The 26,105-nt window shown below is 69.2% G+C and carries 28 protein-coding genes and 1 tRNA gene; 12 read left to right on the forward strand and 17 right to left on the reverse strand.

Annotation, left to right across the window (positions count from 1 at the left end; translation table 11 throughout):
* Positions 1-346: 346 nt before the first annotated feature.
* From dmpG to ACIRON_RS23035, 3 genes are read right to left on the reverse strand one after another with little or no spacing between them, the layout of a single operon-like run.
* Entirely contained in the window at positions 347-1,372 is a 1,026-nt protein-coding gene (gene dmpG / locus ACIRON_RS23025) for a 4-hydroxy-2-oxovalerate aldolase (RefSeq protein WP_402995816.1), read from the reverse strand.
* Positions 1,369-2,325, reverse strand: a complete 957-nt coding sequence (locus tag ACIRON_RS23030; protein WP_402995818.1) for an acetaldehyde dehydrogenase (acetylating) — start codon at positions 2,323-2,325, stop codon at positions 1,369-1,371. The genes dmpG and ACIRON_RS23030 overlap by 4 nt, the downstream gene beginning before the upstream one ends.
* A 5-nt stretch (positions 2,326-2,330) precedes the next feature.
* Positions 2,331-3,134: a 2-keto-4-pentenoate hydratase gene (locus ACIRON_RS23035; protein ID WP_402995820.1), complete on the reverse strand. Its 804-nt coding sequence runs from the start codon at positions 3,132-3,134 to the stop codon at positions 2,331-2,333.
* Between the two features lie 69 nt (positions 3,135-3,203).
* Here ACIRON_RS23035 and ACIRON_RS23040 point away from each other — a divergent pair, with 69 nt between their 5' ends.
* Complete coding sequence (locus tag ACIRON_RS23040; protein ID WP_402995821.1) at positions 3,204-3,971, forward strand: IclR family transcriptional regulator; 768 nt, start codon at positions 3,204-3,206, stop codon at positions 3,969-3,971.
* A gap of 34 nt (positions 3,972-4,005) precedes the next feature.
* Here the strand turns inward: ACIRON_RS23040 and ACIRON_RS23045 are convergent, their stop codons facing one another.
* On the reverse strand, positions 4,006-5,373 hold the full coding sequence (locus ACIRON_RS23045) for an MFS transporter (protein WP_402995823.1): 1,368 nt from the start codon (positions 5,371-5,373) through the stop codon (positions 4,006-4,008).
* A gap of 141 nt (positions 5,374-5,514) precedes the next feature.
* Between ACIRON_RS23045 and ACIRON_RS23050 the strand changes: the two genes are divergently transcribed.
* From ACIRON_RS23050 to ACIRON_RS23065, 4 genes are all read left to right on the forward strand, one after another.
* Positions 5,515-6,201: an IclR family transcriptional regulator gene (locus tag ACIRON_RS23050; RefSeq protein WP_402995825.1), complete on the forward strand. Its 687-nt coding sequence runs from the start codon at positions 5,515-5,517 to the stop codon at positions 6,199-6,201.
* Positions 6,202-6,326: 125 nt separating this feature from the next.
* Entirely contained in the window at positions 6,327-7,190 is an 864-nt protein-coding gene (locus tag ACIRON_RS23055; protein ID WP_402995827.1) for an alpha/beta fold hydrolase, read from the forward strand.
* A gap of 10 nt (positions 7,191-7,200) precedes the next feature.
* A complete protein-coding gene (locus ACIRON_RS23060; RefSeq protein ID WP_402995829.1) occupies positions 7,201-8,901 on the forward strand; it encodes a bifunctional 3-(3-hydroxy-phenyl)propionate/3-hydroxycinnamic acid hydroxylase in 1,701 nt (566 codons plus the stop codon).
* Positions 8,898-9,842, forward strand: a complete 945-nt coding sequence (locus ACIRON_RS23065) for a 3-carboxyethylcatechol 2,3-dioxygenase (RefSeq protein ID WP_402995831.1) — start codon at positions 8,898-8,900, stop codon at positions 9,840-9,842. The genes ACIRON_RS23060 and ACIRON_RS23065 overlap by 4 nt, the downstream gene beginning before the upstream one ends.
* Positions 9,843-9,846: 4 nt before the next feature.
* Here ACIRON_RS23065 and ACIRON_RS23070 read toward each other — a convergent pair whose 3' ends face one another.
* The 6 genes from ACIRON_RS23070 to ACIRON_RS23095 form a co-directional block, all read right to left on the reverse strand.
* Positions 9,847-10,125: a hypothetical protein gene (locus ACIRON_RS23070; RefSeq protein ID WP_091045782.1), complete on the reverse strand. Its 279-nt coding sequence runs from the start codon at positions 10,123-10,125 to the stop codon at positions 9,847-9,849.
* On the reverse strand, positions 10,122-10,655 hold the full coding sequence (locus ACIRON_RS23075; RefSeq protein WP_402995833.1) for a GNAT family N-acetyltransferase: 534 nt from the start codon (positions 10,653-10,655) through the stop codon (positions 10,122-10,124). Before ACIRON_RS23075 ends, ACIRON_RS23070 begins: the two co-directional genes overlap by 4 nt.
* Positions 10,656-10,707: 52 nt before the next feature.
* The gene (locus ACIRON_RS23080; protein WP_402995835.1) at positions 10,708-11,784 is read right to left on the reverse strand and encodes a PDR/VanB family oxidoreductase; all 1,077 of its coding nucleotides are present in this window, start codon (positions 11,782-11,784) and stop codon (positions 10,708-10,710) included.
* Entirely contained in the window at positions 11,781-12,716 is a 936-nt protein-coding gene (locus ACIRON_RS23085) for a metal-dependent hydrolase (RefSeq protein ID WP_402995837.1), read from the reverse strand. Before ACIRON_RS23085 ends, ACIRON_RS23080 begins: the two co-directional genes overlap by 4 nt.
* Positions 12,713-13,543 carry an alpha/beta fold hydrolase gene (locus ACIRON_RS23090; protein ID WP_402995839.1) on the reverse strand — a complete coding sequence of 277 codons (831 nt, stop codon included), beginning with the start codon at positions 13,541-13,543 and terminating at the stop codon, positions 12,713-12,715. Before ACIRON_RS23090 ends, ACIRON_RS23085 begins: the two co-directional genes overlap by 4 nt.
* Before the next feature lie 153 nt (positions 13,544-13,696).
* Complete coding sequence (locus ACIRON_RS23095; protein WP_402995841.1) at positions 13,697-15,139, reverse strand: NAD(P)/FAD-dependent oxidoreductase; 1,443 nt, start codon at positions 15,137-15,139, stop codon at positions 13,697-13,699.
* Positions 15,140-15,452: 313 nt separating this feature from the next.
* On the opposite strand from ACIRON_RS23095, the gene ACIRON_RS23100 reads away from it, so the two are divergent.
* Genes ACIRON_RS23100 through crcB form a run of 3 tightly spaced genes read left to right on the forward strand, consistent with a single transcriptional unit; the run spans position 15,453 to position 17,235 of the window.
* Positions 15,453-16,379, forward strand: coding sequence for an ATP-binding protein (locus tag ACIRON_RS23100; RefSeq protein WP_402995842.1), 927 nt, complete (start codon positions 15,453-15,455; stop codon positions 16,377-16,379).
* A 17-nt stretch (positions 16,380-16,396) separates the two neighbouring features.
* Positions 16,397-16,870 (forward strand): fluoride efflux transporter FluC, encoded by a 474-nt coding sequence (locus ACIRON_RS23105; protein ID WP_402995844.1) that lies wholly within the window; start codon positions 16,397-16,399, stop codon positions 16,868-16,870.
* A complete protein-coding gene (gene crcB, locus ACIRON_RS23110; RefSeq protein WP_402995846.1) occupies positions 16,867-17,235 on the forward strand; it encodes a fluoride efflux transporter CrcB in 369 nt (122 codons plus the stop codon). The genes ACIRON_RS23105 and crcB overlap by 4 nt, the downstream gene beginning before the upstream one ends.
* On the opposite strand, the gene ACIRON_RS23115 is transcribed toward crcB, so the two are convergent.
* Positions 17,232-17,588, reverse strand: coding sequence for a metallopeptidase family protein (locus ACIRON_RS23115; RefSeq protein ID WP_091045764.1), 357 nt, complete (start codon positions 17,586-17,588; stop codon positions 17,232-17,234). The genes crcB and ACIRON_RS23115 overlap by 4 nt on opposite strands.
* A 30-nt stretch (positions 17,589-17,618) precedes the next feature.
* Positions 17,619-17,966: a WhiB family transcriptional regulator gene (locus ACIRON_RS23120; RefSeq protein WP_402995848.1), complete on the reverse strand. Its 348-nt coding sequence runs from the start codon at positions 17,964-17,966 to the stop codon at positions 17,619-17,621.
* Positions 17,967-18,248: 282 nt separating this feature from the next.
* On the opposite strand from ACIRON_RS23120, the gene ACIRON_RS23125 reads away from it, so the two are divergent.
* Positions 18,249-19,298, forward strand: coding sequence for a hypothetical protein (locus tag ACIRON_RS23125; protein ID WP_402995850.1), 1,050 nt, complete (start codon positions 18,249-18,251; stop codon positions 19,296-19,298).
* Positions 19,299-19,378: 80 nt separating this feature from the next.
* Here ACIRON_RS23125 and ACIRON_RS23130 read toward each other — a convergent pair whose 3' ends face one another.
* The 5 genes from ACIRON_RS23130 to macS all read right to left on the reverse strand — a co-directional run bounded on the left by ACIRON_RS23130 (position 19,379) and on the right by macS (position 24,496).
* A complete protein-coding gene (locus tag ACIRON_RS23130) occupies positions 19,379-20,113 on the reverse strand; it encodes a hypothetical protein (protein ID WP_143033723.1) in 735 nt (244 codons plus the stop codon).
* A gap of 571 nt (positions 20,114-20,684) precedes the next feature.
* A tRNA-Asp gene (locus ACIRON_RS23135) sits at positions 20,685-20,758 on the reverse strand.
* 76 nt (positions 20,759-20,834) lie between these two features.
* Positions 20,835-22,643: a hypothetical protein gene (locus tag ACIRON_RS23140; protein ID WP_402995852.1), complete on the reverse strand. Its 1,809-nt coding sequence runs from the start codon at positions 22,641-22,643 to the stop codon at positions 20,835-20,837.
* A 51-nt stretch (positions 22,644-22,694) separates the two neighbouring features.
* Positions 22,695-23,336: a response regulator gene (locus tag ACIRON_RS23145; RefSeq protein WP_402995915.1), complete on the reverse strand. Its 642-nt coding sequence runs from the start codon at positions 23,334-23,336 to the stop codon at positions 22,695-22,697.
* Between the two features lie 26 nt (positions 23,337-23,362).
* A complete protein-coding gene (macS, locus tag ACIRON_RS23150) occupies positions 23,363-24,496 on the reverse strand; it encodes a MacS family sensor histidine kinase (protein WP_402995854.1) in 1,134 nt (377 codons plus the stop codon).
* Between the two features lie 53 nt (positions 24,497-24,549).
* Here macS and ACIRON_RS23155 point away from each other — a divergent pair, with 53 nt between their 5' ends.
* From ACIRON_RS23155 to ACIRON_RS23165, 3 genes are all read left to right on the forward strand, one after another.
* Complete coding sequence (locus ACIRON_RS23155; RefSeq protein WP_402995856.1) at positions 24,550-24,675, forward strand: hypothetical protein; 126 nt, start codon at positions 24,550-24,552, stop codon at positions 24,673-24,675.
* A gap of 173 nt (positions 24,676-24,848) precedes the next feature.
* Positions 24,849-24,977, forward strand: coding sequence for a hypothetical protein (locus ACIRON_RS23160; RefSeq protein WP_402995858.1), 129 nt, complete (start codon positions 24,849-24,851; stop codon positions 24,975-24,977).
* A gap of 89 nt (positions 24,978-25,066) precedes the next feature.
* Positions 25,067-26,080, forward strand: a complete 1,014-nt coding sequence (locus ACIRON_RS23165) for a S1C family serine protease (RefSeq protein WP_402995860.1) — start codon at positions 25,067-25,069, stop codon at positions 26,078-26,080.
* The last annotated feature ends 25 nt before the right edge of the window (positions 26,081-26,105 follow it).

Raw genomic sequence — 26,105 nt, forward strand, 5'->3', positions numbered from 1 at the left:
CGTGCGCCAACGATCGAGAAGCATTAGCTCACGGCTCTGTTCGGCGACGTGCTCGGTCGCATCCGGGAGCACCGGAGCGACCACTCCCTTGATCCGCTCCCAGATCTGAAGCTGAGCATCGGTCATCGGCGGATCGCCGTCGCGAACTGTCTCCGCTTCCAGCCCCCGCAACATCCGCACACATGTGCCGAAGTTGCGGCCTCAACCGCCGACGGGTACGTCACTTCCATGCATGTGCATGGAAGTGACGTGCTGAGCGGCGACGCTCCGCGAAGTCCTCCACTCGACGACGTGGGAGTCCTGAGGTCACCCACTGACCCCAGGACTCCCACGTCGGCTGACTCGACTACGCGCCTGCAGCCTCGCGCTCGGCCAGCTTCGTGAGGCAGATGTCGACGATCATGTCCTCCTGGCCTCCCACCAGACCCCGGCGGCCGCACTCCATCAGGATGTCGCGGGTGTCGACGCCGTAGCGGGCAGAGGCGTTCTCGGCGTGGCGGAGGAACGACGAGTAGACGCCGGCGTAGCCCATCGTCAACGTCTCGCGGTCGACCCGGACGGGGCGGTCCTGGAGCGGGCGGACGATGTCGTCGGCGGCGTCCTGGAGCTTGAACAGGTCGCAGTTGTGCTTGAAGTCCGACAGGTTGGCGACCGCGATGAACGCCTCGATCGGGCAGTTGCCGGCACCGGCGCCGTGGCCGGCGAGGGAGGCGTCGACGCGGTAGACGCCGTTCTCGACGGCGACGACCGAGTTGGCGACCGAGAGCGAGAGGTTCTCGTGGGCGTGGATGCCGATCTCGGTCTCGTCCTTCAGCACCGAGCGGTAGGCCTGCACCCGGTCACGTACGTCGTTCATCGTGAGCCGACCGCCGGAGTCGGTGACGTAGACGCAGTGGGCGCCGTAGGACTCCATCAGCTTCGCCTGCTCGGCGAGCTGCTCGGGCGGGGCCATGTGCGAGAGCATCAGGAACCCGGAGACGTCCATCCCCATCTCCCGAGCCGCCCCGATGTGCTGGGCCGAGACGTCGGCCTCGGTGCAGTGGGTCGCGACCCGGACCGAACGCACGCCGAGGTCGTAGGCCCGCTTCAGGTCGTGGATGGTGCCGACGCCGGGGAGCAGCAGGGTCGTCAGGCGGGCGTTCTTGATGACCGAGGCCGCGGCCTCGATCCACTCCCAGTCGCTGTTGGAGCCGGGGCCGTAGTTGACCGACCCGCCGGTCAGGCCGTCGCCGTGGGCGACCTCGATGGCGTCGACGCCGGCCTCGTCGGCGGCGACGACGATCCGCTTGACGTCCTCGGGGGTGATCCGGTGACGTACGGCGTGCATGCCGTCGCGGAGCGAGACTTCCTGGACGTAGATCGGGGTGCTCATCGCGCGGCCTCCTTGGCAGCGATCCGCTCGGCCATCTGGAGCGCGGCCGAGGTCATGATGTCGAGGTTCCCCGCGTACGCAGGGAGGTAGTGCGCGGCGCCCTCGACCTCGAGGAACACCGACACCTGATGGGTCGGGCGGGTGGTCTCGCCCTCGGCCAGCAGGGTCTCCACGGGCTGATCCGCGGGGATCTCCTGCACCTGGACCTTCTGCTTGAGGCGGTAGCCGGGAACGTACGCGGCGACGTCGCCGACCATCTTCTCGACCGACTCGGTGATCTCGGCGGTGAGCTCCTCCAACGAGCGGGACCCGCCCTCGACCAGCGCATACACCGTGTCCCGCATGATCAGCGGGGGCTCGGCCGGGTTGAGGATGATGATCGCCTTGCCGCGCTTGGCGCCGCCGACCTGCACGATCGCGCCCGAGGTGGTCTCGGTGAACTCGTCGATGTTGGCCCGGGTGCCGGGGCCGGCCGACTTCGAGGAGATCGAGGCGACGATCTCGCCGTAGGCGACGGGAACGACCCGCGCGACCGCGGCGACGATCGGGATCGTCGCCTGCCCGCCGCAGGTCACCATGTTCACGTTCGGGGCATCGATGTGCTCGTCGATGTTGACGGCCGGGATGACGTACGGCCCGATCGCCGCGGGGGTGAGGTCGATCAGCCGCTTGCCGTAGGGCTCCAGCGCGGCCGCGTTGGCGACGTGCGCCTTGGCCGAGGTGGCGTCGAAGACGATCTCGATGTCGTCGAAGTCGGGTAGCCCGATCAGCCCCTCGACGCCCTCGGCGGTCGTCGCGAAGCCGAACTTCGCCGCCCGCGCGAGGCCGTCGGAGGACGGGTCGATCCCGACCATCGCGCCCATCTCCAAGTGCTGCGAGGTACGCATCACCTTGATCATCAGATCGGTGCCGATGTTGCCCGACCCGATGATCGCCACTTTCGACTTGCTCATGGAGGTCACTTCCCTACGGTGAAAGCCACCGAGCCGAGGCCCGACACGGTGGAACGAACGGTGTTGCCCGGGGCGATCGGCCGCATCGGCCCGAGCGCACCGGAGAGGATGAGCTGGCCGGCGCGCAGCGGCTCACCGAAGTCACGCGCGTAGCGAGCCAGCCACTGGACCGCGTTGACCGGGTCGCCCAGGCAGGCGGCTCCGGTGCCGGTCGAGACCTCCTCGTCGTCGATCGACATCGACATCGAGACGTCCTTGGGCTCGAACTCGTCCAGCCGCCGGCGCTCGGTGCCGAGGACATAGGCACCCGCGGAGGCGTTGTCCGCGACGGTGTCGCCGAAGGCGATCTTCCAGTCGGCGATGCGCGACCCGCAGATCTCGATCGCGGCGACGGCGTAGTCGATGGCCTCCCTGACCTGGTCGTAGCTCAGGTCGCCCTCGGCCAGGTCCGAGGCGAGGACGAAGGCGATCTCGGCCTCGGCCCGCGGCTGCAGGATCGCGTCGGCCGGGAGCGAGTCTCCGTCCGCGTACGCCATGTCGTCGAAGAGCACGCCGAAGTCGGGGGTGTCCACGCCGATCTGCTCCTGCACCGCCTTGGAGGTGAGCCCGATCTTGCGGCCCACGATCTTCGCCCCGCCGGCGAGCCGGGCGGCGGTGAGGCGCTCCTGGATCGCGTACGCCGTCTTCAGGTCGGTCGCGTCGAGCAGGTCCCGCATCGGCGGCACGGGGACGCCCGTCGCCGAGGCGGTCAGCAGCCGATCTGCCGCGGCCTCGACGGCAGCGTCGGACGGGGAGGTCACTTCGTTCATAGCCCCACAGTCTCAGCAGTCGGGCCAGATCAGGTGGGCCGTCGTCCCGCTGACCGGTACGGTGATCCCATGCCGCATCAGCCTGCCGATCTCGACACCGTGCTCGGCAAGGCGGTGACCATCCTGCGGGCCTTCACGGTCGACGACCAGGTGCTCTCCCTGGCCGAGCTCGTCCGCCGCACCGGACTCCCCAAGGCGACCGTCCACCGCGTCGCCGGCGACCTGGTCACCAACCGGCTCCTGGAACGCACCAGTCTCGGCTACCGCCTCTCCGGCGGACTCTTCGAGCTCGGCATGCGCGCCTCGGTGGAACGCTCCCTCCTGGAGCTGGCGATGCCGTTCCTCCAGGATCTCTACGAACGCACCCACGAGACCGTCCACCTGGGCGTACGCGAGGGGCGCGACGTCGTCTACGTCGCCAAGATCGGCGGCCATCGCCAGGCGCCGACCCCCTCTCGCACCGGCGGCCGAATGCCGGTGCACTGCACCGCCATCGGCAAGGTCCTGCTCGCCTACTCCGACGCCGAAGTGCGGCAGGAGATCCTCAACGGCCCCCTCGAGCGACGCACTCCGCACACGATCGTCGCCCCGGGGCTGCTCGAGCGGCAGCTCGACGCGGTGCTCGAGAACGGAGTGGCCTTCGAGCACGAAGAGTCCGCGGCGGGCCTGCAGTGCATCGCCGCGCCGGTGCTGACCGACGCCGACCGAGTGCTCGCCGCCATCTCGATCACCGGACCGGTGGGCCGCTTCCGTCCCGAGACCCACACCGATGCCGTGCGGGCCGCGGCCCAGGGCATCTCCAGCCTGGTGGCCAGGCGCAGGTCGCTGAACCGCTGACACGGGTCCCGCACCGCGGCTCGCCCACCGTGGCTCAGGCATCAGCCCCGACCCTCTCGGCACGCTCGGCCTCCTCCTCGGCCTCCATGGCGTCGGCGCGGTTGAGACCTCGATAGGTGGCGTGGAGCGCGATCACCGCGATGCCGGAGAGCAGCAGCACGACGCCGTAGAGCCGGTAGAGCTCCGCCGGGCTCATGCCGCGCTCCTGGAGGAAGGTGGCCAGGTTGGGCGCGAAGAAGGCGACGATGCGGCCCACGCCCATCATCAGACCGACCGCGGCGGCCCGGATCGCGGTCGGGTAGATCGAAGGGCTGATCGCGTAGTACGCCGCGACCCCACCGTTGACCGCGAGCCCGACGAGCACCGCCAGGACGAGCACCATCACGTGGCCCTCGAAGAAGGCCGCGAAGGCGAGGAAGACCACGAATCCGACGACCCCGATCAGACCGGTCACCAGCCGCGGATGCACCCGACGGGCGAAGAGCGCGAAAAGCAGGGCACCGATCACGCCGCCGGAGGCCACCATCGCCTGGGCGGTGATCCCGAAGTCGGCGTCGCCGGTGGTCTCGGTGACCAGCTTGGCGGTGAGGCCGTTGGCGAAGTAGAAGGCACCGATGGTCAGCCCGTACGCCACCCAGAGCAGCAGCGTGCGCGGCAGCATGATCCCCTGCCACATGCCCGTGCCGAGCGTCACCTTCGCGCCCGCGTCGGGCGCCGCCGGCAGCTCGGTGGCCGCGGGCAGACCCAGCTTCGCACCGATCCGGTTGTAGGCCGCGAGCGCGCCCCGGGGACGCTTGTTGACCAGGTAGCCGACCGACTCAGGGAGCAGCGCGGCCGCGACCACGAGCATCACGGCGGTCACGCCGGCGGCGAAGAAGTAGGGCCCGCGCCAGCTGAACGCCTCGATCAGCCGCACCGAGAGGAACCCTCCGATCGCGGCGCCGAGCGGGAGACCGATGCCGTAGACACCCATCACGGCGCCACGGCGCTGCTGGTTGGCGTACTCCGAGACGAGCACGCTGATGCTCGGCACGATGCCACCGAGGAAGAGCCCGGCGAAGAACCTGAACGCCAAGAAGAGCTCGAAGCTGGGCGACAGCCCCGAGAGCACCATGCCGACGATGATCAGGGCGAGCGAGCCGAGGATGTGCTTGCGCCGGCCGATGCGGTCGGCGATCGGGCTCAGGCAGACCGCCCCCACGCCCATCCCCAGCGTGCCGAACGACGCCACCAGGCCCTGCTGCCCCGGCTGCAGGTCCCAGTGCTCGGTCAGCGCCGGGAGCGTGTAGGAGCTCACCAGGATCTCGTAGCCGTCGATCATCGTCAGCAGGATGCAGATCGCCACGACGATCCATTGGAAACGGCTCATCCGGTTCGTGTGGATGGCGTTGATGACGGTCACAGACCCTCCTCAGGTGTGTAGATAACGCACGGTGCCGTGCAGATATCGCCGAGTGTGAACGCAGTCACAACCGTCTGTCAACCCTCGTCACGCCTGTCACGCCTCCACGGCGCCGACCACGCCCACGTCTACGCTGACCCCATGGACGAGACCGCCCGCCCCGCAGCAGGGTCACAGACGCTGGCCCGCGGGCTGCACACGCTCGAGCTGGTCGCCACCGCCCGCGACGGGCTGACGATCCAGGAGGTGGCGTCGCGACTCGACGTCCACCGCTCGATCGCCTCACGAGTGCTGGCGACCCTGGCGGACTTCCGGCTGGTCACCCGCAGCCCCGACGGCCGCTACCGCACCGGCGCAGGGCTCACCGCACTCGCCGCGGGCATCCACACCACGCTGCGGGCCGCCGCCGAACCGATCATGCACGGAGTCGCCGAGGACCTCGGCGCGACCGTGTCCCTCCTGGTCGCCGACGGCAGCGAGGCCGTGGCACTCGCCGTCGTGGAGCCGCCGGCAGCTGCGTACATCCTCTCGTTCAAGACGGGGAGCAGGCACCCGATCGGGCGCGGCTCGGCCGGCGTCGCACTGCTCGCCGCCCAGCCGGCGATGCCCGGGGAGAGCAAGACCGTGACCGACGCCCGTCGGATCGGCTACGCCGAGACGTTCGGCGAGGTCGAGCCGGGGGCGTACGGCGTGGCCGTGCCACTCCCGCCCATCGACGGCGTCCCGCCGGCGTGCCTCAACCTGATCACCCATCGCCGCGAGATCGCGGAGGGATCCGCCCTGAGACTGGTCGAGGCCGCGGCGTCGATCGCCTCCGCACTCGCCTGACCCGTCCGTCAACCCGTCCCCCGGCCACCTCCGCTTGACAGCGCCGGGTGACGGCGGTCATATTGCTTGCGGTACGTCGTGCAACTATCGCCTGATGACGTGCACATAATGCGCAAGGAGTGTTGATGACCATCACCAAGGAATCCGCTGCCCGCGACCTGACGCTGCCCTCGGGCAGGTCCGTCCGCTACTACGACGGCGGTCCGGCCGACGGCCTGCCGGTGGTGCTGCTGCACGGGTCCGGCCCGGGGGCGACCGGCTGGTCGAACTTCTCCGGCAACATCGGACAGATCGCCGCCGCCGGTTTCCACGTGATCGCGCCCGACATGCCGGGCTGGGGCGACTCCTCGGCGGCGATCACCAAGGAGATGGACCACGACGTCGACCTGGTCGAGATCCTCGATGCCCTCGGCATCGAGAAGGCGGCCCTGGTCGGAAACTCGATGGGTGCGCACACCGCGGTCCGCTTCGCGACCCTGCACCCCGAGCGGATCACGCACCTGGTGACGATGGGCGCCTCGCTCGGCAAGTCCTTCCCCAAGTCCCTCTTCGGCCCGGCCGACGGCCCCTCGGAAGGACTCAAGGTGCTGGTGAAGGCCTACCGCGACCCCAGCCCCGAGAACATGAAGGCGCTCGTCGAGATCATGACCTTCGACAAGGCCCGCTTCGCCACGCCTGAGCTCACCAAGGCCCGCTCCGATGCGGCGTCCGCCCGGCCGGACCACCTGAAGAACTACGTCGAAGGTCTCGTCGACGGCGCCCCGATCCCGTTCACGGTCGACCGCTCGAAGATCCCTTCGATCGACGTCCCCGCGCTGGTCATCCACGGTCGCGACGACCGGGTGCTGCACTTCGAGACCTCGCTGTGGCTGACCACCCACATCCCCAACTCGCGCCTGGTGCTCCTCAACCGCTGCGGCCACTGGGCGATGATCGAGCACGCCGACGAGTTCAACCGTCTCGTGGTCGACTTCCTGAGCAACAACTGAGGCGACGGCCATGACCACACTCGACACAGAGGTCCTGATCATCGGCGGCGGCCCCGTCGGGCTGACCCTCGCCAACCTGCTCGGCGTCCGCGGCACGTCCTCGATCGTGCTCGAGGCCCGTGCGGAGCTGATCGACTATCCCCGCGGCGTCGGTCTCGACGACGAGTCGATCCGCTCGCTGGCCACGGCCGGACTCTGGGAGCAGATCGAGCCCTTCACCGTCCCCCACCACGTGGTCCGCTTCGTCAACGGCAAGGGCCAGGTGCTCGCCAAGAACGACCCGCAGACCCAGGAGTTCGGGTACGTACGCAAGCACGGCTTCATCCAGCCGCTGGTCGACCAGGAGCTCGCCGCCGGACTGGACCGTTTCGTCCACGCCGACCTGCGCTTCGGCCACGAGGTCGTGGACCTGGTCGAGGAGACCGATCACGTCCGGGTCATCGCGCAGACCGGTTCCGGCGAGCGGGTCGAGCTGACCGCCGCCTACGTCGTGGGCGCCGAGGGCGGCCGCAGCTTCACGCGTTCCTGGCTGGGCGAGAAGCACGGAGTCGAGTTCGAGGGGAAGTCCCCCTCCACGCGCTGGCTCGTGGTGGACGTCGACGACGACCCGATCGGGACGCCGTCGGTCTACCTGGGCGCCGACCCACGTCGGCCGTACGTCTCGATCGGGCTTCCCCTGGGCATCCGACGCTGGGAGTTCATGCTCTTCGACGACGAGCCGACCGAGCTCGTCGACACCGCCGAATTCCGCCGTGAGCTGCTCGCCCGGCACGTGCCCGACCCGGACGCGCTCGTGATCATCAACCAGCGCGTCTTCACCCACCACGGCCGGATCGCGACCTCGTTCCGCAAGGGCAGGGTCCTGCTCGCCGGCGACGCCGCGCACCTGATGCCGGTGTGGTTGGGACAGGGCTGGAACTCCGGGATCCGCGACGCCACCAACCTCGCCTGGAAGCTGACCTCGGTCCTGCGCGGCCTGGCTCGCGACGACCTGCTCGACACCTATACCGACGAGCGCCACCGGCACGCCTCGGACATGATCGACGTCAACATGGCCGCCGGCGCGATCATGAAGTGCGGTCCGGTCAAGGGCTGGCTGCGTGACCGCGCGGCAAACCTGCTCAACCTGCGACCGGCGATGAAGGCCTACTTCTCCGAGCTTCGTTTCAAGCCGATGCCACGCTACGCAACAGGCGTGGTCGTCGACCAGGCGAGCCTCGAGCCTGGCCGCTCCGACGTCTCGTTCAAGAGTTCAGGACTGGCCCCGTTCGTGGACTCCGCCGGCGACGTGTCGCCGGTCGGGCTGCAGTTCATCCAGCCTCGGGTCAACACCGCCGCGGCGGCCGACGTGCTGCTGGATCAGGTCACCGGCTCCTGGTGGACCATCGCCGTGTGGGGCAACGACCCCGCCCGTCTGCTCTCCGAGCAGGACCTGGCCACCGCCGATCGGCTCGGGATCAAGCTGGTCGCCTTCTTCCCCGAGACCCAGCGCCCGTGGGCCGAGAAGCGCTTCGCCGGCTCCCCGACGACGATCGTCGGCGACACCACCGGCGCTCTGAAGGACTGGTTCGACCTGCGCTCCTGCGGCTTCGTCGTGCTCCGACCGGATCGCTTCGTCGCCTCCGCAGCGTTGGCCCAGCAGGCCTCGGCTGCTCTCGCCGCGACCCTTCGGGCCGCGTCCTACGTCACCGCCGAAGGAGCAGACGCATGACCCTCGCCGTCGTCACCATGTCCCACTCCCCGCTGCTGGAATACAACGACCCCGCGCCCGAGGTGAAGGCCGAGGTCGATGCCGCCTTCGCCGCGGCGCGCGGCTTCGTGACCGACTACGACCCCTCGCTCGTCGTCACCTTCGCCCCCGACCACTACAACGGCTTCTTCTACGATCTGATGCCGCCGTTCTGCATCGGCTACAAGGCCGAGGGCGTCGGCGACTACGGCACCGCCGCGGGCCCGCTGGACGTTCCGACCGAGACCGCCGAGAAGCTGGCCGAGTGGGTCGCCGAGCGCGACCTCGACGTGGCCATCTCCCGCAAGATGGAGATCGACCACGGCGCCGTCCAGCCGCTCGAGATCCTCCTCGGTGGCATCGATACGGTGCCGACGATCCCGATCTTCATCAACGGCGTCGCCAAGCCCTTCACGCGGATGGCGCGCGTGCGTCGCCTCGGCGAGGCGATCGGCTCGTTCCTCGCCTCCATGCCCGACGAGCGGATCCTGCTGGTCGGTTCCGGCGGCCTGTCCCACGACCCGCCGGTCCCGCAGTGGGCGACCGCGTCCGAGCCGCAGCGCGAGATGCTCCTCAACGGCCGGCACCCGACGGCCGCTGCCCGCGACGCCCGCCAGGAGCGGGTCATCCAGACCGGACGGGACTTCGCCGCCGGGACGTCCACCATCCAGGACCTCGCTCCGGAGTGGGACCGCTCGCTGATGAAGGTGTTCGCCTCCGGCGACCTCTCTCCGATCGATGCGATGGACCCGACCCAGATGGCGAAGGAAGCCGGCAACTCGGCCCACGAGGTGCGCACCTGGGTAGCCGCCTTCGCCGCTCTCTCCGTCGGCGGCGCCTACCAGGTCGACTACGAGTACTACCGACCGATCAAGGAATACATCGCGGGCTTCGGAGTGATGGCGGCCCGGACCGCGAGCTGACTCCTCAGTCGGTGCGCGCCGGCGGCAGGTCGGCCAACCGGGCGTCCGGGTGCGCACGGACCGCGTCGAGGAGCTCCAGCCAGGCTCGACCGACCTCGTCGAGCCGGTCCTCCGAGACGAGCCGGAAGGCGGCGGCGCGCAGCACGTCGACAGCCACCTCGGGCGTACGTCCGGTGGTGCGCAGTTCCGTCAGCACCTCGTCGACCAACCCGGCCGGCGCGGCGGACTCCCCGGCCAGCGCCCACTCGACCTCGCCCGCGGTGGCGACCCCGGACTCGCTCACAGCTTGATCCAGTAGCGGCGGGTCGGCCCGTAGCCGTACGCAGCCGCGTCGATGACGTCCTGGAGCTCACCGCCCTGGGACTCGATGGTCCGCGCGGAGGCCTCGTTGTCGTCGTCGCAGGTGAGCATCACCCGGTCCAGGCCGTGCCCGCGGGCCTCGTCGAGCACCAGCCCGAGGGCCCGGGCGGCGTGGCCCCGGCGGCGGGCCGAGGAGCGCACCGAGTAGCCGATGTGGCCGCCGACGTTCTCCAGGAAGTCGTTGAGCGTGTGCCGGAGCTGGATGAACCCGACCACCTCGGAGCCCTCGGTGATCCAGAAGGCCGAGGCGTGAACGCGCCCTGCGGAAGGCGGCACCGACACGTCCCGGTCCTGCGCCGTCTTCGCGACCAGCCGCGCGCATGCCTCCCGGCTCACGTCGGCGGCCTCCTCGTCGGGGATGGAAGCGCCGTCGAGATGGGCCCCGCCGAACTCGGCGACACACGCCGCCCAGGAGTCGTAGAGATCGATCGTGGGAACGGCGAGCGCAGTCATGTCGCACAGGACATCAGCCCGCCGCTCGCCGAGCAAAACGTTATCGCCGGCCTCAGCCGTCGATCACCACGGTCCCCTTCGCGCGTGAGACGCAGAGGATCATGTGGCCATCGCGCTCGTAGTCGGCGAGGGCGTGGTCACGGTGCTCCACCTCCCCCTCCAGCACCCGCACTCGGCAGGTGCCACAGAACCCCTGCTGACACGAGTACGCCTGGGCCGGCCGCACCCGGCGGACAGCGGTCAGCGCCGACTCCTCGGCACCCACCTCGACCTCGACGTCGGAGTCCTCGAGCCTCACCCGGAACGGGCTTCCGCCGAGCACCGGCGGCGGCGAGAACCGCTCGTAGTGCAGCGTGTCGATCAGCGGGTCGGGGATCTGCGCGCGGATCGCCTCGATCATCGGCATCGGACCGCAGCAGTAGAGCGCGGCCCCCTCGGGCGCGAACGAGATGATCTTGGCCGCGTCGGGCACACCCATCTCGTCGTCGGGCCAGAGCTGGATCTCGTGGTGGCCGACGATCTCCCGGATCTCCGCCAGGAACGGCATCGTCTCGCGCGAGCGACCGGTGTAGACGAACTCGTACGGCACGCCCCGGCGCACCACGTCGCGCAGCATCGGCAGGATCGGGGTGATCCCGATGCCACCGGCGACGAAGAGGTAGCCGGCGGGCGAGTCGACGAACGGGAAGGCGTTGCGCGGTCCCTTCAGGACCAGCCGGTCGCCGACGGAGAGGTAGTGCGCCTCGACGGACCCACCGCCTCCGCCCGCGGTCGGCTCGATCCGGCGCACGCTGATCCGGTAGGTGGAGAGGTCGTCGGGGTCCGAGTTGAGCGAGTACTGCCGCAGCCGGCCGCTGGGCAGCACGACGTCGACGTGCGCACCCGGGTCCCAGGGCGGCATCTCATTTCCGTCCTCGCGCTCGAACCAGATCGCCCTGACGTCGAGACCCTCCTCGTCGATCCGGCTGACGCGTACGTGCAGATCCCGGTCGATCCGCCCGAGCGGCTTGCGGCGCCGCCAGGAGCGGTAGGCGGCTTTGGTCCAGTAGCCGCCGACGACCGCCTCGAAGCCCCGGTAGAGCCGCGAGTCGGGGATGTCCGGGACCGCGTAGTGCGCAGGCTTGGTCACTTGCCCTCCGCGATGGCGTCGGCCCGCAGCGCCGCCGGCGACTTGGCCAGGTAGCTCACCGCTTGGGCGGTCGAGCCCTCCGCCGACGGGTCGTAGTTGGGCAGGAAGAACTTCCAGGTCGCCCACCCGATGCGTACGACCCCCGGCACCAGCCCGCGACGCTCGGCGTCGATCAGCTTGATCAGGCCCGCCTTGGGCCGCTTCGCCGGATCCGACTGTGCCGGATCGAGCGGTGTCGGGTCGTTCTTCATCAGGTAGCCGGCACCTCGCCACCACAGCACGAGCAGCGCGGTGCCGCCGAGCAGGTAGGAGCGGACCCGGCGCCTGTAGCGCCCGTCGACGTGCTGGAAGACGTCGTAGGCGACGTTGCGGTGCTCGACCTCCTCGGCGCCGTGCCAGCGCAGCAGGTCGAGCATCGTCTCGTCGGCGCCGGCAGCGTCGAGCGCGGGCGAGTTGAGCACCCAGTTGCCGAGCACGGCGGTGAGGTGCTCGAGCCCCGCGATGATCGCGGCCCGCTCGATCAGCCACTCCTCCTTGGCCCGGCCGGTCAGGTCGCGGTCACCCAGGATCTTGCGGAACAGCGCCTCGATCTCGGCCGCGAACGGACGTACGTCGAGGCCGTTGTCGGTGAAGTAGTCCTGCACCTCCTGGTGGGCGGCGGCGTGCACGCCCTCCTGACCGATGAAGCCGATCACGTCCTCGCGCAGCTGGTCGTCCTCGATCAGCGGCAGGATCTCGGAGAACACCTTGACGAACCACCGCTCGCCCTCGGGCAGCAGCAGATGCAGCACGTTGACGTAGTGGGAGGCGAAGACCTCCCCGGGGATCCACACCAGCGGCAGCTTGCTCCAGTCGAACTTCACGTTCCGCGGGTGGAGCGCCACCTTGGCCGGCTCGTGCCCGCGCTTGGTCTCCTGCACCTGCTTACTCATCGGACACCCACCTTCTCGATGAAGGCCGCGATCTCGCCCGCGACCAGCTCCGGATCCGCGGCCACCACCCAGTGACCGCCGTCGATGACCTGGGTGACCAGGGACGTCGCGTACGCCCGGGGCGCCTCGGTCTGCACTGGCACCGTCACGTAGTCGTCGCCGCGCGGGGCGAGCACCAGGACCGGCACCTGCGTCGACCGTGGCTCCGGACGGAGCAGCTTGCCGAGGAAGTTGGCCCGGTAGAGCTCGACCCCGTTGACCTGGTCCTTCGTCGGCCGCGGCTCGCCGCCGACGAACCGGGCGAGCAGTCCCGAGCGCACCATCGCCTCGGGCAGCAGCGGCAGCTGGAAGGCGAAGACGTACCAGGAGTGGGCGAGCTGCCGCAGCGAGCTCCCCAGGTGGGTCCGCTCGCGCAGCCAGGTGGTCGCCATCCCCAGATCGGGCCCCGAGATCGAGACGTACGTCGCGATCCGGCTGCTCAGCGTCGGGTCGGTCACCGACTCCCAGGTCTGGATCGAGCCCCAGTCGTGCGCCGCGACGTGCACCGGCGCGTCGGGCGAGACGGCGTCGATGACCGCCTTGAAGTCCGCGGAGAGCTGCGCCAGCCGGTAGCCGGCGGTCGAGTCGGGAACCCCCGACCCACCCGTGCCGCGTACGTCATAGGCGACGACGTGGAAGCGCTCGGCGAGCACCTTGGCGACCCCGTCCCAGACGGAGTGGTTGTCGGGGTAGCCATGGACGAGCACCACGGTCTCCGCGCCGGCAGGCCCCTGCTCGTGGACCGCGAGCTCCAGCCCGTCGGTGGTCTCGACAAGCCGTGTGGTCACCTGGTTCACGCTTCCTCCTCCGATCGCGGGCATCTCACCAACACTTTAATGAGACACCGTGTCCGCGAACAATAGCAAGCACCGATCCGGATCCCGGAAATGGACCGACCCGCCGCAGACAAGATCTGCGGCGGGTCGGTCGGGGAGCAGCGACTAGGAGGCGCTGTGGGAGTCGGCCAGGCGCGACTCCTCGGCGGCCTGGTCCTCGAGCTCCTTGCGGCGGCGCTCGACCTGCAGAGCGACCTCGGCCGGGTCGTCGATCAGGGCGGCCATACCTCCCGGGACGCGCTCGAGCGCCTCACGGGCGAAGATCTGCTGCATGGTGGTGGTGCGCTCGGAGCGGTCCTTGCCGATGAACGACATCATCCAGTGCAGGGTCGCGGTGAGCCGGTTGCGGAATCCGGTCATGTAGGCCAGGTGGACCACGAGCCAGCCGAACCAGGCGAGGATTCCGGTGAGCCTGAAGTTGCCCATCATCAGCACCGCGTTGAAGCGCGAGATGGTGGCCATCGAGCCCTTGTCGAAGTACTTGAAGTTGCCGGGCTCCGGCTTGTTCCTCAGGCGGGCCTTGATGGTCTTGGCAGAGTGCTTGCCACCCTGGATCGCGACCTGGGCGACACCGGGCAGGTGGTCCAGGTTGATCATGTCGCCGACCACGAAGATCTCGGGGTGGCCGGGCAGGGTCAGGTCGGGGTTGACCGAGATCCGGCCGGCACGGTCGAGCTCGGCACCGGTCTGCTCCGAGAGCGTCTTGCCCAGGGAGGAGGCCTGCACACCGGCAGCCCAGATCTTCGCGATCGAGCCGATCCGCTGGGTCTTGCCGTCCTTGAACTTCATCTCGATGCCGAACTCGTCGACATGGGTGACCATCGCGCCGAGGACGACCTCGACACCGGCCGCCTCCAGCGCCTTCTCCGCCTTGGCACCGAGCTTCTCGCCGAACGGCGGCAGCACCTGCGGTGCGGCGTCGACCAGGACCACCCGAGCCTTCTCGGACTGAATGTGGGTGAAGTCCTTCTTCAGCACACGGCGGGACAGCTCGGCGATCTGGCCGGCCATCTCCACACCGGTCGGACCGGCACCGACGACGACGAAGGTGAGCAGATCACCGACCGGCTCGCCGCGCGAGGCGGTCAGCTCGGCGATCTCGAAAGCACCGAAGATGCGGCCACGCAGCTCGAGCGCGTCGTCGATCGACTTCATGCCCGGCGCGAACTCGGCGAAGTGGTCGTTGCCGAAGTAGGACTGCCCGGCGCCGGCGGCGACGATCAGCGAGTCGTAGGGGACGGCGATCTCCTGGTTGAGAACGCTCGCCTTGACCGTCTTGGCCTCGGTGTCGATCTCGTTGACCTCGCCGAGCAGCACGGTGGCGTTCTTCTGCCGGTGCAGGATGTCTCGGGTCGGCGGGGCGATCTCGCCCTGCGAGAGGATCCCGGTCGCCACCTGGTAGAGCAGCGGCTGGAACAGGTGATGGGTCGTCTTCGCGATCAAGGTGACCTCGACGTCGTCGCGGCCCTTGAACGCCTTCGCGGAGAAGAGACCCCCGAAGCCGGACCCGATGATGACGACCCGGTGCTTTGCCTGGTCCGCTGACATTGCCTAATCCCCTACCTCAAACGAGACCTTTTGAACGTTCCACTCACTATTCTGAACCATTCCGGCGGATCTGTTCATTCCCGGGCGCGACTACTTCGTCACAGTTGCCGGGCGGCCGCCGAGTATGCGCTCCCACCGCGTGTCCGTTACCGAGTCGAAACCCGTTGACTTTAATCTGTGAGGGCGACCGGGACCTTGTGCCCTAGTGGTCCATAGCCCGGATCAGACACCTTCAAGTGCGGAAAATTCTTGCAACGAACAGCACACAACAAAAACGTGTGTATCCCGACCCGCGAGATCGGAGGAGGAGAACATGCCGTTGAGCCGGCCAGCTCTCCTGCTCCGCACCGGTTCCCGCGCCGTCCAGGACGCCCGCGTCTGGGTCCGTACGGCCTGCGAGGAGATCGAGCGCACCGACCTCGTGGACTGCGCTGAGTTCGGTGTCTCCGAGCTGGTCTCCAACGCGCTGTTCCACGGCACCGCCCCGGTCACGATCCGGATGCGCGGCACCGTCGACCACCCCCGTGTCGAGGTCCGGGACGCCTCGACCGAGCCGCCCCTGCTGCCGGTCCCGCTCGCCCTCGACGACGAGGACGAGGTCCTGCTGACCGTCGGTCGCGGCCTCTCGATCGTGGCCAGCGTCTCGGAGGCCTGGGGCGCCGACATCGACGCGTCCGGCAAGACCGTCTGGTTCACCCCCGCGGCCGAGATCGACGAGGGTGACGGCGTCGAGGGCGTGATCACCGGGCCTCCCGGCGCGCCACCGAAGCCCGAGCGCCTCGGCTCCGAGGCGGTCGAGGTCAGCATCCTCGGCGTACCCCTCGCGCTCTACAAGGGCTTCCAGCATCACTTCCGGGAGCTGCGGCGCGAAGTACGCCTCCTCTCGCTCGCCCACGCCAACGACTACCCGCTCGCCGCCAGCCTCTCGGCGCTGTTCGGCTCGCTGGAGCGCCAGCTCCTCGACGGCCTCGGCCACGGCCAGCTCTCCGGGGTCCGTGACCGGGAGACGGCGGACCTGCACGTACGCATGCCGCGGTCCGCGGCCGAGACGATGCGCCGCTTCCTCGACATGCTCGACCTCATCGACGAGTTCTGCCGCCAGGAGCGACTGCTGGTCCTGGCCCGCTCGCCCGAGCAGGTCACCTTCCAGCGCTGGTTCCTCGGCGAATACCTCACCCAGGCCGCCGGCGGCCGCCCCACCAGGTGGAGCGCGGCCCACATGACCGGCCACGCTCGCTAGAAACGTACGCTGTCCGCGTGCTGCGTGAGCATGGCGACCTGCTCGCCCCCATCGCCGCCGGCGGAGCGCTCGGCTCACTTTCTCGCTGGGGCCTGACCACCGTCCTCCCACACGGTGGCCTCTCCTGGCCGTGGGCGACCTTCCTGACCAACGTCTCCGGCTGCCTCCTGCTAGGCACGCTGATGGCCTTCGTCCTGGGCCCGTGGTCCCACACTCGCTACCTGCGCCCGTTCCTCGGGGTCGGCGTGCTCGGCGGCTACACCACGTTCTCGACCTACGAGCTCGAGACGTACGTCCTGGGCGGGCACGCGCCCGCACTCGCGATGCTCTACCTGCTCGCCTCGGTGGTCGCCGGGATCGGCGCCGCCTGGCTCGGGCTGACGCTCGGCCGGGTGGTCGTGCTCGACACCGGCCGCGAGGTCGTGGTCGACGGCATCGACCCCGACCTCGATCCCGACCCCTCCCCCGGTCAGGCACAGGAGGACCGGTGACCGCGCTCCTGGTCCTGCTCGGCGGCGCGATCGGCGCTCCGGCGCGCTACCTGACCGACCTCTACGTCCGCGAGCGGACCGGCGCGGACTTCCCGTGGGGGACGATGGCGGTCAACGCCGTCGGCTCGCTGGTGCTCGGCCTGCTCGCCGGGGCGGCCGCGAGCGGCGTACTCCCGGGGTGGGTGCTCACCCTGGTCGGCACCGGCTTCTGCGGGGCCCTGACGACGTTCTCGACGTTCTCCTACGAGACCGTCCGCCTGGCCGAGAACGGGCAGTGGCGATCGGCCGCGCTGAACGTCCTCGGCTCCCTCGCGGTCGGCACGGCCGCGGTCAGCCTCGGCTGGCTGATCGGATCGACCGTCTAGGCCCAGCCGAGCTGGTGGAGCTTCTCGTCGTCGATGCCGAAGTGGTGGGCGATCTCGTGGACGACGGTGATGCGGATCTCGGCGGCCAGGTCGACCTCGTCCTCGCACATCCGCTGGAGGGGCTGACGGAAGATGAAGATCCGGTCCGGCAGCGTGAGGCCGTAGAGGTCGTTGCGGTCGGTCAGCGCGACGCCGTCGTAGAGCCCCAGGGTGTCTTGGGGCTCACCCTCGGGCGGCCACTCCTCGACGAGCACGACGAGGTTGTGCACCTGGGCGGCCAGCTCGTCCGGGATGGCGTCGAGTGCCTGGTCCACGAGTTCGTTGAAGCGCTCTGGGCTTGTCTCAGTCCCCACAGAGGACATTCTGCCGGGTGACAGTTACCGCTATGCAACTGCTTCGGAAGTATTTTTCCGAAGGCTTGCGCGAGCCTGGCGCTCCAGGTCCCGCTGGTGGAGCTCTCCGTTGCGCGGGCGGCCGCGGGTGCGCTTGCGCGCGACGACGATTCCCTCGTAGAAGACCTCACCACCCCACACGCCGTGCGGCTCCTGCCGGGCGATCGCGCCCTGCAGGCAGGAACGCTGCAGCGGACACGTACGACACAGCTCCTTGGCGCGGTCCGCGTCGGCGCTGGTCGCGGCGAACCACAGATCTCCGTCCTCGATGGCGCACGGCAGCTCGCTCCAGTGCACGCCGGTCGTCTCTCTTGCCGTCGCCACAGGCGAACCAGTCATCACAGCCCCATCCCCTCGCTGATCCCCGTCGTCAGGGATACCCACCGAAGAGGGTGGTCGGATGGCCTGTCAGTTTTCTGTCAATAGGCAGGTGCTTGAATCGGTCACGCAGAGTTGAGATGTCATCTACATCAGGGGATTCCACAACATCGCGACCCTGCTGGTACAAACTGTCCACACTAGAGGGAGTAAGGGCTAGGGTTTGCGAACATGCGCTCAATGAGAAGGGCCTCGGCGTCCATCACCGTAGGCCACCGACCCGTGGAGGATTTCCACCGACGGATGGCGCATGATCCCAACAGTCGAGCCATCGCCTCGGAGACCCGCGACTGGCTCCTGGTGAAGTCTCTGTTGCAGCCCGGTGAGGTCCAGTGGGCCCGGGTCGCGGTCAAGTTTCCCCACGAGGGGAATGCCTCGGGTCACGCCTTTCTGACCGACCGCCGGGTGATGTTCGAGTTCCACGAGCGCGTCTTCTCGGTCAACCTGGCCGTGCTCACCTTCATCGGCGTTCCTCCGCCGCCCAGCCTGGGCGACTTCATCATCGAGGCGCTGGTCCCGGGATCGTCCTACTCCACGACGATGAAGATCCGGGACAAGGACGCCTTCCACGACTTCTTCCCGACTCTCGACTACGCCGCGCGCGCCGCCGGCGCGCAGGTGAACGTCGACACCAGCTGGGGTGGCGAGTACGGCGGCACCCCCTATGGCCAGACCGCTCCGCCGAACTACGGTGTCGCTCCGGCCCCGGGGTCCTACCCGAACCCGGGCTCCTACCCGGGCCCGAACACGGGCTCCTACTACCCCAACCAGGGCCCGTACGGCACCAACACCGGCTCCTACGGCCAGGCCCCGAACACGGGCACCCAGCGTGCCGTCGGCAGTGGCCCGTACGCCGGTCAGCAGGCGGCCCAGCAGCGTGCCCGTGAGGAGGCCGCGATGGTCGAGGCCAACCTCGCCCGCGCGCTCCCCGCCTTCCTGCGCGAGGGCGAGTCGATCCTCGCCGGCGCCGACATGATCCAGAACATGACCGACGTCGAGATGAAGGTGATGGCCACCGAGTCACGCCTGATCGTCGTCGAGGGCAACATCTTGTGGGCCTCCCCGCTGGAGCAGACCCACGTCATCTACGCCGGTGGCGAGCGCAGCCACCTGCGGTTGCTGGCCGAGCGGGTCTCCGAGACCATGGCACTGACCCCGGGACCGCCGACGGCCAACCCGTCCGACGGGCGCCGCCTCGTGCTTCGTACGCTGCGCGACGCCGCTGCCGGCGAGCAGCTGCACAACCACCTGACCACCAACGGTGGCCAGGTCTTCGACGCCTGGCCCGAGTAGTCGGACGCTGCGTACGGATCTGCTTCTACATACGACGAGAGCCCCAGCCGATCGGCTGGGGCTCTCGTGTTTGCTGTGGCTCAGTCCTGCGGGTTGAAGAACAGGCCGAGGGCGACCGCCCAGACGAGGTGCCACAGGTAGACACCCAGGACGGTGCCCCACCCGAGGTTGATCGAGAAGAAGCCCGGGTCGATGCCGATGACGTCCTCCGGGTGCAGGGCCGGGATCCACCAACCGCAGGAAGCGGTGGCGAGGAACATACCCATACCGAGCGAGCGCGCGAGGTTGCTCGAGGTGGTGTGGGTCTTGCCGAGCCACGGGAAGATCACCAGAGCGTAGGCGAGCGCGAAGACCATGCCGTTGAAGTAGTGGAAGCCCATACCGGCGAACCACTGCGAGACGGCGAAGCCGGCCTCGTTGGCGGTGGCGTTCGGGGTCAGGATGACGCCGTTGAAGAACGCGAAGTCCAGCGGGCCGTCCATGATGCCCAGGCCGTAGATCCAGTAGCCGAACATCGTGGCGAGCTGGGTCGCACCGAAACCGGCGACGAGCGCACCGATGAGGCGGTTGTTGTTGACGAACTGCGGCCAGTGCGTTCCGGTCGTCTGCGCCATCACGGCCGGCTGCTGGATCGCCGGCTCCTGGTACTGAGGCTGGGCCTGGGACTGCTGCGGACGCTGGTCCCAACCAAGGGCGGGGGGCTGCTGCTGCGCGGGCGCGGCCGGGGTGCGGTAGGCACCGTTCGTCTGCATCCGTGACGCAAGCTCGTCCGCACTCGCCGCATGGGGCGGCCGATGCGGGTAGTACGACGACATGGTGGTGTTGCCTCCTGAGTACCGAACGTCTGAGTCGTTCCCCCGTGCCCTGCCGAACTGCGACGTCGACACAAGCGGCAGAATCCTCTCACGAGAGAACAGCAGCCCGCACGTTACCGCCAAATCGGCTTATATCCCACACGGTCGAACGGCCCGAACCGGGGGTGAGATCGAGGGATCTCCGGCCCGAGACTCCTGCCGAAGCAGGACGACCACCCTCCCACGCTCGAAGCCTCCCGCGCTCGCCACAGCCCGGCGTGTCCCACCCTCCCAGAACCACACCCGACCCACGAGTCACACCAACGGAAACAAGACCCTCCAGCCACAGCAAACAGGGGCAAACGGCGGGCCGGATCGAACGCGCCGACAACCGTGTTGGTCTCGACACGCCTCCGCCTAGCGGCTCCGGCGGCTCGACCAGCGAAGCAACCACATCACCCAGGGCGACACATCACCCCAAGCAACCTAAGGGGGTGCGGGGGATATCCCCCGCCGCGGCCGGAGGCCGCCATGAAATGCAAGAGACGACGTGGACTTCCCTTTGGAAGTCACACGCCGCCTTCGACTCTTGCGACCCTGACGAGACTTGAACTCGCGACCTCCGCCGTGACAGGGCGGCGCGCTAACCAACTGCGCTACAGGGCCTTGTTGTTTCCGCTGTCTGCGGCAACGGGAAAAACATAGCCCATGGGTGCGGGGGATTCACAATCGGGGAGGCGTCCTACTCCTCGAAGGGCTCCTCGCCCTTGGGTTCCTCTTCGGTGAGGCCCTCCACGAGCCGGTTCTTGACCATGTAGGCCATGGCGCGTTCGGCCGCGCGAGCCTTGCGTCGGAGGGCCTCGACACCAGGCGCCTTGTCGTCGCTGTACGCCGCGAGCCGGGCGACCTCGCGCCCGGTCTGACGCTGGATCTCGGACATCGCGAGCCAGACCCCGAGGTCCTGCTCGAGGCCTTCGCGGGAGCGCAGGATCGCGGCGGTGAGGAGCTGGATGACGGTGACCTCGACGTCCTCGGCGGTGGACGAGCTGGAGACGAGGGTGGCGGCGATGGTGCCGGCGCCGGTGGTGGTGATCGCGCCGGCGGTGACGAGTCCGCCGACCATCCCGCCCGGACCGAAGGCGGAGAGCGCGCCGATGATCGCCGCTCCCCCGGCGAGCCCGGCGGGGGTGGCGAGGGCGAGCCCGATCGGTCCGGCGACCAGCACGGCGGCGCCGATCCCGATCCCGACCCACAGCTTCCACTGGTCGACCGGGTAGACGGCCTTGGAGGCGGACTGCATCGCGATGTGCAGGTTCTCGCCGAGCCCTCCCCCGAGCCCCATCCAGACCGTCAGGTCGTGGAAGGCCTGGCGGCGTACGTCATCGGGGACGTCGATCTCGTAGGGCCGCACCGGGTTGGCGGTCGCCAGCGCCACCAGGGCGAGGACGGCCTCCTCCTTGGAGAGCTGGGTCAGCGGCTTGGGCCGCGGCAGGTCCCGGTCGCCGAGGCCCTCGGAGAAGTGCACCGTCGGTGAGACGCGCAGGTCGAGGAGCTGTTGGGGGATGCGTACGTCATCGGCCTGGTAGTTCTCGATCAGCCGCTCCAGGACCTCGTGCTGGACGACGCGCAGGGCGGCGCCGAAGCGCTCCTGGGTGGCGCCCTTGAGGTGGTCGCGGAGGAACTGGGCGTAGGCGAGCCACAGCGCCAGGCGCACCTCGAGGGAGTTCAGGGCGACGTCGGGGGTGCCCTCGACGACCGCGACCTCCTTGGTGAGCGAGCCGAACAGGCCGCGTCCGATCGCGTTGGCGACCGGCTTGGAGCGGAGGTAGGTCGTGGTGCGGTGGTCGAGGCCGAGCCCGACCTGGAGGTCGAGGGCCCAGGGGAAGTGGCGCCAGATGCCGCGGAGACCGGTCACGGCGTCCCCGTTGCTCCAGACGTTGACCCACCAGCCGACGTGGTCGACGGGCGCCTTCATCTCCAGCCGGTCGGAGTCCTCGTGAAGGTTCGGGTGGGCGGCCGGGCTGCCGATCGTCACCAGTCCGGTGACCGTCAGCTTCGGCGGGAGCCGGCGGAGCAGGTCGATCGCGATGATCGAGCCGAGGCTGTGGCCGACGATGACGATCTCGCCCTCCTCGGGGAGCTCGTCGAGCACGATGCGCAGCGTCCGTGCCCGGATGCCGGGCTTGGTCACGTAGTTGTGCGCCTGGCGGAGCACGCGCAGCACGATCGGTGCCAGCGAGTCGGTGACACCGACGGGCGAGGCGGGCACGGGTTCGCCGAGGATCGTCTCGAGCTCCGCGGTCGCGCGCTCGACCCGGCGGCGTACGTACCGCTGGTCGGCGGCGCTCAGCCTCGGCGCGGTGATCGGCGGGATCTTGATGGTCTTGTCGCCGTCGTCGGTGCGCAGCACGTCGGGATACTTCGGGGCGATCACCTCGACCTCGTCGAGCCCCGGGTAGCCGGCGTCCTGCAGCGAGCTGTCCAGCGCGCGGCGCCAGGCGTCGCGGGGGTCGCCGTTGCCGACGCCGTGAAGGTAGAGAAGCGAGACCACCCTTCGATTCTCTCCTATGCCGGTCACTCGCCCGCCCATTTGGGGACGGGGTCAGTCGGCGTCCAGGCCCTGCTCGATGGCGTAGCGGGTGAGCTCGACGCGGTTGTGCATCTGGAGCTTGCGCAGGGTGTTCCGTACGTGGTTCTGGACCGTGCGATGGGAGAGCACGAGACGGTCGGCGATCTGGCGGTAGCTCAGACCCTTGGCGACGAGCTTGAGGATCTCGGTCTCGCGGTCGGTGAGCGTGGGCTTGTCGCCGCGCACCTCCGTGGCGGCGCTGTGCTGGAACTCGCCCAGGACGAGACCGGCGAGGCCGGGGGTGAAGACCGGGTCCCCGGCGGCGACGCGGCGTACGGCCTCCAGGAGCTCGTCGCGGGAGGCCGACTTGACCAGATAGCCGGTCGCGCCGGCCTTGACCGCCGCGAGCACGTCGTTCTGCTCGCCGGAGGCGGAGAGGATGAGGACCTTCGCCACCGGGTGCAGCGAGATGATCTCGGTGGTGACCTGGACACCGTCGGGCTCGGGGATCTGCAGGTCGAGCACCACCACCTCCGGCCGGGTCGCGGCGAACCGGGTGATCGCCTCGCGGCCGGTGCTGGCGGTGGCCACGACCTCGAAGCCCGCACCGGCCAGGTCGCGCTCGACCGCGTCGCGCCACATCGGGTGGTCGTCGACCACCATCACTCTGCTCATGCCGCTTGTCGCTCGCTGGCGCTCGCTCATGCATCCACTCCTGTTCGGGGGACCGTGAGCTCCCACTCGGTCCCGGTTGGCCCGGTGATCAGCTCTGCCTTGCCACCGAGGTCCTCGATCCGTCCACGAATCGAGCCGACGATGCCCAGCCTGCCGTCGTGCTCGGCCTCCGCGACGCGACCTTCGGGAATGCCCGGGCCGTCGTCACGCACCGAGACCTCGACGTGGTCGGGGAACGCCTGCAGGAGCACCCAGGCACGGGCGTCCTCACCGACGTGGAGACGTACGTTGTCCAGGGCTGCGCGGGTCGCGGCGACGATCTCCTCGGCCGGGTGGGCGGGCATCTCGACGGCGGTCGCGGGTCCGGACACGGTCACGGTGCCGGTCTCGAGCTCGGCGAGAGCCACGGCGAGGTCTCTCATCCCGGCGGCCGGGCCCAGGCCGGGCTGCTCGCCGCGGATCAGCGCACGCAACTCCCGTTCCTGCTCCCCCGCCAGCCTGCCGAGCTCGGCGGCGTCACCGCCCAGCTCACCGCCGCGGCGCTGGACCAGGGCGAGGACCTGGAGCACCCCGTCGTGGACCGCCCGGGCGAGCCGGGCCCGCTCCTCGGCCCGCGCGGCCGCACGCTGGGCCTCGTCCCGCTCCAGCGCCATCCGCTGCACCGACTCGCACATGTAGCCGACCACCGGGCCCCCGATGAGCAGCAGGAACGCGTTTCCGTAGATCGCCTGGTCGATCTCCTGACGCTGCGCCAGATCGACGGCCGCCAGGGCCACACCGGCCAGCAGCCCGCCGATCCAGCGGTAATGGATCGCGCACGCGAGCAGCGCGCCGCTCACCCAGAACCCCGGCACGCTCGCCTGGAACCCCGGCCCCTTCACCAGCGGGGTCACGAGCAGGAGCCCGAGCGCGACCGCCAGGTCGGCACCGACGAGCACCGCCGTGCGGCGGTGCGGGTCGGCGTACGCCCAGAGGGCGAAGACGGTCCACCCCACCATGACGAGCGCGCAGACCAGCGCGGCCGCGGGCGGGTCGAAGTTCGCGGCGCGGTAGATCGTCAGCCCGAGCGCGTTGATCAGCACGACCACACGCAACACCGCCAGCGCCCGGAAGAGCCGGTTCTCGACCTCGATCGCCGCCGGCGACGTCCACGCACTCACAGTCGGAAGTGTTGCACCATCCTCACGCGGCGTCCGAGATCCAGACTCGAGTCATGGGGAACCAGACACCTTCGAGCAAGCCGACGATGCTCTTCTTCGCACAGTCGGCGCTCGCCTTCGCGATCGCGCTGGTCACGACATTGGCAGCGATCCTCTCCTGCTGGAAAGAGGTGAGCTGATGTCACGCGTGAACAAGGCGGCGAAACCTAGCGGCAGCAGCCGCCACCGGACGCCGGTCCCGCCGTGGACGTTCCTCCGGCCGGGCGGTGACGCGGAGGCTGCCAACCTTCCATAAACGCAAGGAGCGCCACTACTCTGGGCTGAGTGATGGTTGTCTGAGCGAAAGGACGGCATGCGTGTGCTGAACATGCGTCCTCGCGGTGCCGGAACGGGCACCCAAGCCGCGCGGATCTCCGGCCGCTACGACATCCCGGCGCTCTCCATCGGGATCCGATCCACTCTCGGCAACGCGCACCCGTGATGGACACCGACGGCGTCCTGGGCAGCCCCGCCCCGTCAGGTCGTCCGAGACCGTCGGGCAAAGCCCGGCGCTGGCGTCTCGTGGCTTCTGTGGCCGTTGCAGCTGTCGTGGCAGGACTTCTCGGCGGCTTGGTGGTCCTCGCGGTCCAAGACGACGACGACCGATCGTGTTCAGCCATCTCCGTCGCCCGTGACGTGCTGCCCTCGGTGGTGACGGTCTCGGTCACGACAGCCGCAGGTTCGGGTGGCAACGGGACCGGGGCGTTGTTCAAGGAAGGCGGGTACATCCTGACCAACCAGCACGTCATCGCCGCAGCGGAAGCGGGCGATGCAAACGTGACTGTGCACTACAGCGACGGAACGACGTCGGCCGCGACGGTGGTCGGCGCGGACTTCACGACCGATCTGGCCGTCATCAAGGCCGACGACGGCGCCGCGGACCGACCGCTGCTGGAGGCCGGCGACTCCGAGGATGTGCTGGTCGGTGAGCCAGTCGTCGCTCTTGGCGCTCCGCTCGGCCTGTCGAACACGGTCACGGCAGGGATCGTGAGCGCACTCGGTCGCTACGTGCCCGTGCCGGCCGAGACCGGACGAGTCGCCCATCTGCTCGACGCGATCCAGACCGACGCCGCCATCAACCCCGGCAACAGCGGAGGTCCACTCGTTGACTGCTCCGGCTCCCAGATCGGCGTCAACTCAGCGATCTCCACCGTCCCGAACCGCGAGGGCGTCGCCGGAGGCGGCAGCGTCGGCCTGGGGTTCGCGATCCCGATGAGCGTCGCAGAGCCCATCGCTGAACAGCTCATCGACACCGGACGAGCCGACCACCCGGTGCTCGGGCTCGCTGCCCGCACCGTGACCGACGCAGAGGGACAGCCCACAACGGGACTCGAGGTGACCGCCGTCGTGCCGGCAGGACCTGCGGCACGGGCAGGCCTGGAGGTCGGAGACACCATCGTCGACCTCGATGGCAGCCCCGCCCGCAACACCGAGCAGCTGGTGCTGATGACACTGCGACACGACATCGGTGACACGATCCCCGTCACCTACCTGCGGGCGGGCGAAGAACACACCACAGAGATAACCCTCGACGCCCCACGGTGACGGTCAGCAGGGTCACGTCGAGCTC

It is taken from the genome of Nocardioides sp. NPDC101246, from assembly GCF_044767415.1.
Taxonomy (GTDB): Bacteria; Actinomycetota; Actinomycetes; order Propionibacteriales; family Nocardioidaceae; genus Nocardioides.